The following is an 11,962-nucleotide window of genomic DNA, read 5'->3' on the forward strand; positions in this document are numbered from 1 at the left end:
TAGCAATCAGCGATGACTCAAGCGCCGCACGGCCCAGTCGCCCAGGCTCTGGATGGCCTGCACAAAGAAGATCAGCACCACCACCACGGCCAGCATGATGTCGGGCAAAAAGCGCTGGTAGCCATAGCGAATGCCCAGGTCGCCCAGGCCGCCGCCGCCAATGGCGCCAGCCATGGCCGAGTAGCCGGTGAGGCTGACGAAGCTGATGGTCAGGCCCGCCACGATGCCGGGCAGCGCTTCGGGCAGCAGCACCTTCCACACGATCTGGCTGGTGGTGGCCCCCATCGACTGGGCGGCCTCGACCAGGCCGTTGTCCACTTCGCGCAGCGCGGTTTCCACCAGCCGCGCAATGAAGGGCGCAGCGGCCAGCGTGAGCGGCACCACGGCAGCGGCCGTGCCGATGGACGAGCCCGTGATCAGCCGTGTGAACGGGATGATGGCCACCAGCAGGATGATGAAGGGCGTGGAACGCACGGCGTTCACGATCCAGCCCACGGTCTTGTTGAGCGCGCTGTTTTCCAGCACGCCGCCCTGGTCGGTCAGGCGCAGGAAAACGCCCAGCGGTATGCCGATCAGGCCGCCCACCACGCCCGAGATGCCCACCATCACGATGGTTTCCCACAGCGAGGTGACAAACAGCTCCAGCATCATTTCTGAAAAATTCTCGAACATCGCTCAGCCTTCCGTTGTCACTTCTTCCACCACTACGCCTTCACCGCGCAACTGCGCAATGGCGGTTTGCAGCCGGGCGCCCTCGCCGCTGGCATACACGGCCAGCGAGCCAAAGGTCTGGTCCTGGATCTCGTCGATCTGGCCGTGCAGGATGGACAGGTCCAGCCCATGCTCGCGAATCAGGCGCGACAAGATGGGCTGATAAGCCCGCTCGCCCGAGTACGACAGGCGCAGCAGCTGGCCCACGCCGCCACCCTGCAACTGGCGCGACAGATGGCGCACATGGTCCAGCACGCTGGCGGGCAGCTCCTGCGGCACGATCTCATCGATCAGGCTCTTGGTGATGGCCTGTTGCGGGCGCGTGAACACATCGATCACCGGGCCCTGCTCGACGATACGGCCGGCGTCGATCACGGCCACACGGTCGGCCACCTGCTTGATGACCTGCATCTGGTGCGTGATCAGCACCACCGTCAGGCCCAGTTCCTTGTTCACCTGGCGCAGCAGTGCCAGGATGGATCGCGTGGTTTCAGGGTCGAGTGCCGACGTGGCCTCGTCGCTCAGCAGCACCTTGGGACGGCTGGCCAGCGCGCGCGCAATGCCCACACGCTGCTTTTGTCCGCCCGAAATCTGCGACGGGTAACGGTCGGCCAGCGCCAACAGGCCCACCAGCTCCAGCAGCGGGTTCACACGCTCGCGAATGGCGGCCTTGTCCATGCCGGCCAGCTCCAATGGCAGCGCGGCGTTGTCGAACACCGTGCGCGAGGACAGCAGGTTGAAGTGCTGAAACACCATGCCGATATCGCGGCGCGCGGCACGCAGCTGCGCGTCATTGAGCTGCGTGAGATCGCGCCCCGCAACGATCACCTCGCCCTTGGTGGGCCGGTTGAGCAGGTTGATCACCCGCACCAGCGAACTCTTGCCCGCGCCGCTGCGCCCGATGATGCCAAACACTTCGCCCGGCGTGATGTGCAGGTCGATGCCGCGCAGGGCCTCGACCGGGCCTTGTGGGCCCGGATAAATCTGGGTGATGCCCCGTAAGTCGATCATGAAAATGAAATTGCGCCGCGAAGCCCCAAAGGCCGCCGCAGCGCAAGAAGTTGAATGAGGCCCGAACTGTAATCAAAAAGCATAACTAATCAAAATATCGAAAAATAAAGTAATAAGACCATCTGGTTATTAAGAAACCTTGCGGCGGCGGGCCCGCATCGGCCGCAGACACATCCCGGGCACCGTTGTGTCGCGTCAGGGTCGACAGTCCGCGCAGAACAAGCGACCGCAATGCCGACGCCGCCCCTCCGCAAATTTCGATGCCAGTCCGTCGGACTGCCGCCTGACCACCGAAAGGGCGTTGCCAAAATGTAAAAAAACTTGCCAGGGCATGACCGATCAGTCGTCCGCCGTTACGGCGGGTTGACAAGCTGACACCTTGCGACACCTGGTAACCCGGTGCCGACAGGAACGGCGTGTAATGGAGCGACTGTGAAATCTGCGAAATCAAAGGATTGGCCATGCCCATCGCATATCTCAGACAACTCGCCCTTGCGCTGGAACGCAGCAGAAACGCCGTGCGCGTAACCCATCCCTTCCAACTCGCGCTGGTTCAGTGGCTATGGTCCCGTGGCTACATAGAGGCAAAAATTTCCGCCGTGGCAGCAACTTCAAGGGCTGCGGCAGACGTACTCAGCATCACAAGGCTTGGGCGGCAGCTGATTGGCTTCCAGGCGTAGACGCGCAGGATGGCGTGGCGCATCAGCAGCACAGTGGTCATCAAACTGTCACCAACCCAGACATAAAAAAAGCCTGCTACTGATTAGGTAGCAGGCTTTTCAATGCCCATGGGGCTTATCTGGTGGGACGTGCGGGGGTCGAACCCACGACAAACGGATTAAAAGTCTGAAAAATGTGGATTTTGCTGGATTTCTTAAAACTGGCAATGATCCGTAAGTTGTTGATTATTATACGAATATAGTCCAAAATAGTCCGTTGGCGATGATTGTCATCAGAAAAAATTCTGGCAATAATCTGGCAACAGGCAATTAGACGGGCTCAAAATTGGCAACGAATCTGGCAACGAAAACACCCGGTCAAATCATCAATGAAATGCCGGTTAGCGTCTTCACGACGCTGACAAAAATCAAGCCGACAGGTGCTCTGCAAGCTCGCAAGCAAGCCGCTGGCGCAGCAGTCTTCTACTGGCGCTACAGCATGGGTTCAGCCAGCGAGCGGGTGAAGATCGGTGTTTACGATCCAGCCGCCGCGCCGAAGAGCATGACGCCCACAGAACGTGGCTACTCATACGCTGCAGCCGTTCGTGCAGCAGAGGCCCTGGCCATTGAGCATCACGAGCACAAGCAAGACGGCGGGCGCCCTGCCCTCGTCGCTGCTAAGAAAAAAGAGCACGCCAAATTGGAAGCGGCCAAAACCGAGGCTGGGGCTTTCTGGATGGCATCGATAGCGATGGTGCGATGCCGTCACTGCTCAGCGGCTGGCTGTCTGCTACCGACCAATTTGCAGAGTGGATCGAGCAGCCCTATGACTCGGACACTGACCTGTTGATAGCGCTCTGCCTGGCGCAAGTTTCGTTGCCAGCCTCTCGCTGAGGCTTCGTCTCTCGGCGGCTGCTTTTCTGCGGCTGCACTGATTTCTCTCACCCGCGTTTTCTATCCGGTACCTGTTTGCGGAGGTCTACGCACGCCCGTTTGTTTTCACCGTTTTGTTTCGTTCCCCACCCAAGGAGATTTTCATGACCACAACACCCACGTCCACAACCAATGCAGCGGCTCCTGCACCAACCACCCCAACGATCATCTATTCCAACAACGCCCGGTTCCCGCTGGGCCAGATCGTGGCCACGCCCGGAGCTTTGGAGTTGCTTCAAGAAACCGGCTTCAGCGCTGCCGCGTTGATCTCGCGGCACGTGCAAGGCGACGGCGGCGAGCCCCACCGACTTGGCCCAAGCCCTCGGAAGATGGCAAGCGCAAGCCGGTGCATTGGTTGTACGAGGCTGCGGAGTGGAATGCCGAAGAAGTTCGATTGCTGGCAGCCATACGGTTGCAATTGAAGGCGGCAGCGTGAAGCGCACTTTGATGCGGCGCCAGGTCCTCAAGATCGTCGGTGGCATGGTGTTGTCACCGTGGCCACCGGCTGCGGAATCAACCCAAGCCGACAGGGTTCAGCAGACGGTGACAGCGCTGCTGGCGGCAACGGAAGAAGGCTCCATATTGCAGATCGACCTGGAAGATTTCCGCGACGCGCTGAATCTCTGCGGTCGCTCACCCGTGAGCTTTACGGTGACGGATCATGACGCTGACAAGGTTTTGGATGCATGCCGCAGCGCATTGGCATTGATGCCACGCGACAAAGTAAGAGCTGCTGTGGTGGTGTGCAGCGGAAACGGCAAGAGCTTTCAACTGAGCCATTGCGCAGAGGTCTTCAGGGTGGTGCAGCACGCTATGGATGAATCGGCATGCTTTGTGTTCGGCGTGGTCATCGACCCCACACTGGTGGACGCCATGAGCGTCGCTTGGCTGGCTGGTGCACCGGACGGTTAGCGCAGCGGCGACCGGCGAGTTCCTTGCGGCCGGTCCCCGGTCTTTGCCAGCGATGCCTCGTTGATTCGGCGCTTCACAGACGTGCGGCGGAGGTCCTTTGGCAGTTGCGCCTCGAAGCCCGCCATCAAGTCGGTCATGGTCATGCCAAGGGACTTGGCCAGCGAGTCCAGCACCAGCAACGAAGGTGCAGACAGCCCACGCTCCAACAGCGAGATGTAGGTGCGATCCATGGACGCGTCGAAAGCCAATTCGGACTGGGACTTGTCACTGTCCTTGCGAATGGTTTTTAGATACTCACCAAACGCCACGGCAAGAGGATGACGGTCGGCAGCGACCTTCTTCTTGGCGGTGGTTGGCTTGGATTCCATTGAGGCAAAAATGCCTCAATGAAGATTTAAATACGACAGAGTAAATTCTTCATTGTGAGAGACTCAAAACTTCAAAAGAGAGGGTAGAGATGAACGCAAAACATGTGAATACTGCTCGCGGGGGCCTTGCCTTGGCGTGCTGCGCACTATCAATGGTTACATCCTTGGCAGGCGCAACCCCTCTCGACGATCTCAGCGGTGGTCAAACTGGTGTCATTGAATTCATGGCATCGAATCCGGCTCATCGCTGGGCCTTGATCCGTGGACAGCTTGGCCCACAGCAGGTCATCACTGGTAATCTGCTGAAGCCTAAAAACGTGAGTGGCAAAGTTCCGGTCATGGTCATGAGCCATGGCAGTGACGGCATAACGAGCGGCATGCACGATGTATGGGCCAAGCCGCTGAATGAAGCTGGCTACGCGGTGTTTATGGTGGACAGCTTCACGCCCCGCAATAGCGCAAAGATTGCTGGCACCGGCGGGCAACTTACGTGGAATACCACCGTTAATATTTCTGACGCTGTATATGCACTCAAGCTACTGAGCACACACCCAAAGATTGATGCATCCCGCATCTATCACATGGGTTGGTCGCGCGGCGGGAATGCAGTCACCGGCGCCATGTGGCCCAATTACCGTTTACCAATAACAAAATCTGAAAACATCAAATGGGCAGCCAGCGTTGCGCTTTATCCGGGCTGCAATCAGCGCTATCAAAATCCGACGCTCAAAATAACCTCGCCGGTGCTCTATTTGCTTGCCGAGAAGGACGACATGACACCAGCGGCAGCGTGTGTGGAAGAGGCTCAACTGCTTGCCGCAGATGGCAATCCGATCACCTACAAAGTCTATCCAGGTGCCTACCATGTGTTTGATCGAGTGAATCAGCCATGGCGAAAAGTCAAAGAAGGCACATTTGCCAACTGCGCCATTGATGTGGTCATGCCCTCCAATACTCGCGACGTTGGATCGTGGGGGCCAGCTTTCAATCGTGCGACCAACAAGCCGCTACTAACACCTGAGGAACGAGACGCCGCCGTTAAGCAGTGCGCAGCCTCATTGTGGGTTACTGTGGAAAGCAACGATAAAGCGCGAGAGCAAGCCGTGAAAGATGTTCTGGATTTTCTGAAAAGTGTCCAATGAAAAACTCTCTGATGACCACACGTTTACAAAATGCTTTTTGTCGTGTTGCTGCCTTGATTGCTATCGGCGCGGCTTCGATGAGTTGCTACGCAAGCGACGATGTAATCCCAATCGAAAAGTTTCAGCCTGCAATCACGGTGCAGTTCGCGCCAGAGCGACCAAACGGCTGGGAGTTGGAGCGGCCAATGGCGGCTTATGGCATGAATTTATTTGCTGCCAACGTGCCCTCCTACGATGGTAGGGGAAAACTGATTTCCAGTTGGTCTCCACAGCTCGGAAAAGTCTTTGACCGCCCCACCGTCATCCTCGTTCACGGTGGACATGGCGTATCCCCTGCCAACATAGACATGGCCGTCTGGCTGCGCAAAGAACTCAAGGCCAACGTCCTGATCTTGGATTCCTATTGGTCTCGTGGAAAGTCGGAGAACTGGCTCGCATGGACGGAGTACGGTGCCAACATGCGCGTGCTCGATCTGATCGCAGCAGCGCGTTTTACGCAAAGCCAAGGCGCTGATCCGAAGAAGACCTTCGTGATCGGTGGCAGCCAAGGCGGCTGGACAGTGCTGCGAGCTTTCAGCAATCACAACCTCAGCAGTGAGGTGAAATCCTTGCTGGTCGGCGGTGCATCGCTGTACCCCAATTGCTACGTCAAGGAGTCGATCTTTGGCCGATCCCCAAGCGGCACCACTGACAAGCAGTTTGCCCCACCTCTTGGCAACTACGTCGCGCCTGTGATTGCGTTTACCGGCACGAATGACTCAGCAACGCCTTTGTCACAGTGCAATGTCGAGAAGGTGTTCAAAGGCGTTGAGAAGTGGACCAACTTTGAAGGTGCGACTCACTCGTGGGACTCACCAAGTGGCGGCATCGGCAAGCCAGGGGTAGACGGAGACTGCTCCAAGGCACTGAACAAGTACAACCAGTTTCCGGTCTGCCGCAATAACAAGTACACGGAAATCATGCGCAGCGACATTCTTGCCTTTGTCGAACGGCACCTGCCCAGAGTGCAATAGTCTCAACCGTAGAAATCAGCTCAGAAATCCTGTTTCTGTGTGAGATCAACAATAACAAAACACTCGTTCTCTACACCCTAACAAAGAGTCCGACTAGCATGCCGGGTGACCGGCAGCACTAAGGGCTGGGCCACGCAGACCATAGACCTTCGGCGTCGGTTTGCCTGCCGAAAGAACGATTTGGGAAGAGTTCAATGAAGAGAATTTTCACTGCCGTTGCCCTATGGGCTCTTGCCTTCATGAGCCATGCCGAAGGTACCGTGTTCAAGGTGCCAACGCGCGATGGCGTGACCACAACGCTGTTTTGGGAACCTGCTCCAGATGCCAAAGCCACGGTGTTCCTGTTCCCTGGTGGTGCAGGAGGTTTCGGCAAGGTTGAAGCGGGCAAGGCTATGGGGCTCAACTTCCTCGTTCGCTCCGAGCCCTATTTCATCGCCAGCGGTTTCAACGTCGCCATCTTCGGCCGCCCCAGCGATTCTCAGGATCTGGACTACGCCGACCGCATCAGCGAGACGCACATGGCCGACGTGCGCAAAGTGCTGGAATTCGTAAAACGTAAGGCCGAAGTGCCGGTCTGGATGGTTGGCACCAGCCGGGGCACAATTTCAGTAACGGCCGCTGCCATCACCATGCCTGGCGAGATGGCGGGAGTGGTGCTGACTTCCAGCGTGATCAGTTACAAAAAGCCCGGCGCCGTGCCCAAACAGGATTTGGAGCGAATCAAGGTGCCTGTGCTGGTGCTGCACCACGCCAAGGACGCCTGCACTTTGTGTCAACCGCACGAGGTGCCGGCCATCCTGCGCGGATTGAAGAACGCGCAGACCAAGAAGGAGATCATGGTCAGCGGCGGCGAGAATCCCACGGGCAACGTCTGCGAGGCTCTGCATTGGCATGGCTTCATTGGCATGGAGCGCGAGGCGGTCGATCTGATGGCCAACTGGATCAAAGCCCCGACGAACTGAAGTAGGCATTCCATCACGAGCCCCCCTGTCCATCACCCATTCGTTGACACGCCGCCGCGCCTTGACCGGCATGGCCGCCTTACTCGCAGGCTCGCACGCATCCATCGCGGGTAGCCAGATCGGCGACTTTGTGAAGGCGGCAATGGCCACACAGATCGGCAATGACCGCGACTCTGCAGCCCGCAAGCATGGACGGATGTTCGGTGGGTATGGCTACCTGATCCGAACTAAAAACGCCACGCTGCCGGGCACGGCATGGGCTTCTGGCTGGGGTGGTCCGCGCACTGGCTGGTACTACAGCAGCGACCGGATGGTTCTGGTGCTCTCTCCAGCAGAGAGGCGTGGATGCCGGATGTGTATGAGCTTGCCAAGGACTGGTCTGCCATCAAAATTGAGGCCCGAGCCCGACTAATGTACGAGGCGAACGACAAGATTTCATTGCCAGTTGTCCAACAAAGTACATCTGCATCTAACCAAATTCTGGCAACGATCTGGCAATGAGCTTCTGGCAAGAAAAAAGCACTTAGGCATTTCTGCGCTAAGTGCTTGATTCATAACCAAATATTGGTGGGACGTGCGGGGGTCGAACCCACGACAAACGGATTAAAAGTCCGCTGCTCTACCAACTGAGCTAACGTCCCAACTTGCAGCAGAAATTTTATTAACTGCTGCAAAGCCTCGAATTATAGCGTGATTTTATCGCGCTTCTTGGTGTGGGCCGCCAGTTTATCGAGCACCCAACCAGCGGCACACTGCCCAAAGGTTGCCGTCACGGCCACGACAGAACCGTAACCGTGGCAATTCAAGGTGCCGTCGCCTTCCACTGCACATGAGGCATCGGGCGCAGCCACGGCCTCTCGGCTGAACACGCAGGTGACGCCCATCTTGCGCCCTTCCCGAGGGGCTTGATGGTGTTTGCGCAGCCGATAGCGCAACTGAGCCAGCAAGGGGTCGTGCGTTGTTGCGCTGAGATCTTCGATATCGATCTTGTGCGCATGCCGCTTGCCGCCCGCAGCACCCACGCTTACAAAGAGCGTACCCGTGTCGCGGGCCCAGGCTGCCATGGCGGTCTTGGCCTTGATCTGGTCACAGGCGTCAACCACTGCATCCACCGGTTCTGTCAGCAGGCTGGGCCAATTTTCTGGCGTGACGAAATCCTCAATGCACAGCACCTTGCAATGGGGATTGATCAGCCCAATGCGCTCCTGCATTGCCACCACCTTGGCCTGGCCGACAGTGGTGGTCAGTGCGTGAATTTGCCGATTGATGTTGGACTCGGCAACATGGTCCAGGTCGATCAGGGTGATGCGCCCGACGCCGCTGCGGGCCAGGGCCTCGGCCGCCCAGGACCCCACGCCGCCAATGCCCGTCACAACGACGTGGGATTGCCGGATGCGCTGCGCGCCGGCAACACCATACAAGCGCTCCAGGCCGCCAAAACGGCGCTGCGGATCGGCATCGAAACCCGCATCGCCCTCGACCACAGCGAAAGCTGCGGGCACGATCAATGCTGTCATTTGAGACGCGACAAGCGCTCTTTGGCAGCCACGGCGGCCTCGGATTGCGGATAGGCCCGCAACAGATCTTCCAAGGTCTTTCGGGCCGCGCGGGTTTCCTTCAGCTCGATCTGGCAGTTGGCGATGGACAACGCGGCTTCGGGCGCACGCGCGTGGCCAGGTGAGCCTGACAACAACAGCCTGAAGTTGCCAATGGCCTCCTTGTATTCACGCGCCGCGTACTGGGCATTGCCCAGCCAGAAGCGCGCCGACGGCACATAGCCGCTACGCGGGTATTGCCGAACAAACCCGGCAAACGCCGTATTGGCCTCGGCGAATTTGCCTGACCGGAAAGTCGCCAGGGCCGCCTCGAAATCGCGTTTCTCGGCCGCATCGGCCTGAAACTCCAGTCCGTCCACCGTGACATTCACGGGCTCAAACTGGCGCAAACGCTCATCGACACCTTGCGCGATATCCTTTTGGCGCCGCTGCAGCTCTCCCACGTCACGCAACAGCTGTTCGTTCTGTCCGCGCAATTTGGCTTGCTCCACGCGCAGCGCTTCAATCTGGGTCTGCAGGTCCAGCAATCCACGCCTCAGCTGCGAACTTTCATCAGCCGATTTGCGAATATCCTCCGCAGACCGCTGCTGCAGCGCGTCCGCCCGCTGCCGCAATTCCAGGATGGCACGCCGTGCCTCATCGTCCTCAAACAGCGCAGCGTGGCCGGTGGAAACAAAGGCGCCCGACAGAACCAGCGCCAGCAGCGCCCTGGCGGGCGTGGGAAGCGTTGTTGTGCGCATCAACGGTAGGACAGTTCAGCACGGCGGTTTTGCGCGTGCACATCTTCACTGCCACCCTGGGCTGCCGGCTTCTCCTTGCCGAAGCTCACGGCTTCCACCTGGGCGTCAGAAACACCCAGCAAGCCAAGCGAGCGACGAACGGCTTCGGCCCGCTTTTGGCCCAGGGCCAGGTTGTACTCGCGGCCACCACGCTCGTCGGTGTGACCTTCCACCATGACCTTGCGGTTGCCGCTGGACTTGATGAAGCGGGCATGGGCTTCGATCAGCGACTGGAATTCTGGCTTGATGACATAGCTGTCGTAATCAAAATAGACCAGACGGCTGACACCGACCGGGCCGGCCGCGTCACGTCCGGATTGCCCCAGATTGACACCGGCCACACCGCTCTGCCCGGCATTGCCGGAATTGGCTCCGCCATTGGCGCCTGTGGTGGGGATTGCCGATTTGTCTTCCACCGGAACGTCGTCCAGCTTGACGCCCGAACTGCACCCCGCCATGAGGGCAGCAACGGTGATGGCGAGGGAAATGCGTTTGATCATCCAAAATTCTCCTGGGCTGGGTATAAAAAATATGTGAAGGTTCACTGTTTCTGAAACGGACCCCAATCGGGCTCGCGAATATCGCCGCCCTGCCCAGCAAGGCGCGCCTTGATTTTCCCGTCCAGGGTCGTGGTCATGAGGGCTTCGCGGCCTTGCTGCTGCGTTGCATAAACGATCAAGCGGCTGTTCGGGGCGAAGCTGGGGTTTTCATCGGCGCTGGTGTCGGTAATGGCCGAAACCGCTCCCGATGACAGATCCATCACATGCAGCTTGAACGCCCCGCTGACGCGCGAGATGTAGGCCAACCAGCGACCATCCGGACTAATGCTGGGCGAGATGTTGTAGGTGCCCGTGAAGGTGACGCGCTCGGCGTTGCCGCCAGTGGCAGGCACCTTGTAGACCTGGGGGGCGCCGCCGCGGTCACTCACAAAATAAATGCTGCGGCCGTCGCTGGAATACACCGGCTCGGTGTCGATGCCCGCACTTTGCATCAATCGGCGCGGCTCGCCACCGTTGGCGTCAATGGTGTAGAGCTGCGAGGCCCCGTCCCGGCTCAGGGTCACGGCCAGCGTGCGGCCATCCGGCGCCCATGCGGGCGCGCTGTTGGAGCCACGGAAATTGGCGATGAGCCGGCGCCGCCCCGTTGCCACGTCGTGCACATACACCACGGGCTTGCGCGACTCGAACGACACATAGGCAATCTGCCCGCCATTGGGCGACCAGGCCGGTGAAATGATGGGCTCGGGGCTGGACAAGGCAGACTGCGCGTTTTCGCCATCGGCATCTGCCACCCAAAGGCTGTAGCGCGTGCCCGTCTTGGTGACATACACAATGCGCGTCGAGAAAACACCGCGCTCGCCGGTCAGTTTTTCGTAGATGAAGTCGGCAATGCGGTGCGCCACCAGGCGCAGATCGCCTTGGGTCACCACAAAACTCTGGCCACCCAGGTCTTGCCCGCGCACCACATCCCACAGACGAAAGCGCACATCAAAGCGCCCATCGGCCAGACGCGTCACGCTTCCAGTAGCAAGCGAATCAGCGCTTTTTTGCCGCCACAGCGCCACATCGGGGCGCGAGGTTTCATCGAGCGCAGAGCCCGATGCATCCACAGCGCGAAATTGCCCGCTGCGCTCCAGGTCGGCCTGAACGATGGCGGCGATTTTCTGGGGGGACTGCGCCTCGCCGCGAAAGGGGGCAATGGCGATGGGCAACTGGGTCAGCCCAACGCCCGTGACCTCGACGCGAAATTGCGCCAGGGCGGGCAGTGCGGGGGTGGAGATCAGCGCGGCCAGCAAGCTGCGGCGCAGGGGTTGCGGCAGGGCCGCAGCAAGGAGGGTGGTAGGAGTTCGATCAGTGGTCATTGGCAGCCAGCGGAAACCGAGCGAAAGCCGGTGGACAGGCGTGAATGTTACACAC

General features: G+C 59.1%; 15 protein-coding genes and 1 tRNA gene. 7 read left to right on the plus strand and 9 right to left on the minus strand.

The genetic code is table 11. The features are described from left to right. Positions 1–6 precede the first annotated feature (6 nt). From CCX87_RS10565 to CCX87_RS20825, 3 genes are all read right to left on the minus strand, one after another. Positions 7–672 (minus strand): methionine ABC transporter permease, encoded by a 666-nt coding sequence (locus CCX87_RS10565; RefSeq protein ID WP_087746130.1) that lies wholly within the window; start codon positions 670–672, stop codon positions 7–9. Between the two features lie 3 nt (positions 673–675). Beyond that, positions 676–1,722, minus strand: coding sequence for a methionine ABC transporter ATP-binding protein (locus tag CCX87_RS10570; RefSeq protein WP_087746132.1), 1,047 nt, complete (start codon positions 1,720–1,722; stop codon positions 676–678). Between the two features lie 85 nt (positions 1,723–1,807). Beyond that, positions 1,808–2,185, minus strand: coding sequence for a hypothetical protein (locus tag CCX87_RS20825; RefSeq protein ID WP_143218355.1), 378 nt, complete (start codon positions 2,183–2,185; stop codon positions 1,808–1,810). On the opposite strand from CCX87_RS20825, the gene CCX87_RS21325 reads away from it, so the two are divergent. The 3 genes from CCX87_RS21325 (at position 2,184) to CCX87_RS10580 (ending at position 4,226) form a co-directional block, all read left to right on the plus strand. Beyond that, positions 2,184–2,402 (plus strand): hypothetical protein, encoded by a 219-nt coding sequence (locus tag CCX87_RS21325; RefSeq protein WP_143218356.1) that lies wholly within the window; start codon positions 2,184–2,186, stop codon positions 2,400–2,402. The genes CCX87_RS20825 and CCX87_RS21325 overlap by 2 nt on opposite strands. Positions 2,403–2,727: 325 nt before the next feature. Then, positions 2,728–3,231 carry a hypothetical protein gene (locus CCX87_RS20835; protein WP_143218357.1) on the plus strand — a complete coding sequence of 168 codons (504 nt, stop codon included), beginning with the start codon at positions 2,728–2,730 and terminating at the stop codon, positions 3,229–3,231. A 392-nt stretch (positions 3,232–3,623) separates the two neighbouring features. Then, positions 3,624–4,226 carry a hypothetical protein gene (locus CCX87_RS10580; protein WP_232476380.1) on the plus strand — a complete coding sequence of 201 codons (603 nt, stop codon included), beginning with the start codon at positions 3,624–3,626 and terminating at the stop codon, positions 4,224–4,226. On the opposite strand, the gene CCX87_RS10585 is transcribed toward CCX87_RS10580, so the two are convergent. Then, positions 4,223–4,594, minus strand: a complete 372-nt coding sequence (locus CCX87_RS10585; RefSeq protein WP_087746136.1) for a helix-turn-helix domain-containing protein — start codon at positions 4,592–4,594, stop codon at positions 4,223–4,225. The two genes, CCX87_RS10580 and CCX87_RS10585, sit on opposite strands and share 4 nt — an antisense overlap. 89 nt (positions 4,595–4,683) lie before the next feature. Here CCX87_RS10585 and CCX87_RS10590 point away from each other — a divergent pair, with 89 nt between their 5' ends. The 4 genes from CCX87_RS10590 (at position 4,684) to CCX87_RS20840 (ending at position 8,123) form a co-directional block, all read left to right on the plus strand. Further along, a complete protein-coding gene (locus CCX87_RS10590) occupies positions 4,684–5,736 on the plus strand; it encodes a dienelactone hydrolase family protein (protein WP_087746138.1) in 1,053 nt (350 codons plus the stop codon). After that, complete coding sequence (locus CCX87_RS10595; RefSeq protein WP_232476381.1) at positions 5,733–6,749, plus strand: dienelactone hydrolase family protein; 1,017 nt, start codon at positions 5,733–5,735, stop codon at positions 6,747–6,749. The genes CCX87_RS10590 and CCX87_RS10595 overlap by 4 nt, the downstream gene beginning before the upstream one ends. A 239-nt stretch (positions 6,750–6,988) precedes the next feature. Next, entirely contained in the window at positions 6,989–7,711 is a 723-nt protein-coding gene (locus CCX87_RS10600) for an alpha/beta hydrolase (RefSeq protein ID WP_087746140.1), read from the plus strand. 61 nt (positions 7,712–7,772) lie between these two features. Then, positions 7,773–8,123: a hypothetical protein gene (locus tag CCX87_RS20840; RefSeq protein WP_157667122.1), complete on the plus strand. Its 351-nt coding sequence runs from the start codon at positions 7,773–7,775 to the stop codon at positions 8,121–8,123. Positions 8,124–8,276: 153 nt separating this feature from the next. Here CCX87_RS20840 and CCX87_RS10605 read toward each other — a convergent pair. The 5 genes from CCX87_RS10605 to tolB form a co-directional block, all read right to left on the minus strand. Then, positions 8,277–8,352 (minus strand) — tRNA-Lys (locus CCX87_RS10605). Positions 8,353–8,394: 42 nt separating this feature from the next. Then, positions 8,395–9,228: a tRNA threonylcarbamoyladenosine dehydratase gene (locus CCX87_RS10610; RefSeq protein WP_087746142.1), complete on the minus strand. Its 834-nt coding sequence runs from the start codon at positions 9,226–9,228 to the stop codon at positions 8,395–8,397. Continuing rightward, complete coding sequence (gene ybgF / locus CCX87_RS10615; protein WP_087746144.1) at positions 9,225–10,007, minus strand: tol-pal system protein YbgF; 783 nt, start codon at positions 10,005–10,007, stop codon at positions 9,225–9,227. Before ybgF ends, CCX87_RS10610 begins: the two co-directional genes overlap by 4 nt. Then, complete coding sequence (gene pal, locus CCX87_RS10620; RefSeq protein WP_087746146.1) at positions 10,007–10,546, minus strand: peptidoglycan-associated lipoprotein Pal; 540 nt, start codon at positions 10,544–10,546, stop codon at positions 10,007–10,009. Before pal ends, ybgF begins: the two co-directional genes overlap by 1 nt. 41 nt (positions 10,547–10,587) lie before the next feature. Further along, a complete protein-coding gene (gene tolB, locus CCX87_RS10625) occupies positions 10,588–11,907 on the minus strand; it encodes a Tol-Pal system beta propeller repeat protein TolB (RefSeq protein WP_087746148.1) in 1,320 nt (439 codons plus the stop codon). Positions 11,908–11,962: the final 55 nt, after the last annotated feature.

Origin of the sequence: Acidovorax sp. T1 (assembly GCF_002176815.1) — a bacterium.
GTDB lineage: Bacteria > Pseudomonadota > Gammaproteobacteria > Burkholderiales > Burkholderiaceae_C > Acidovorax.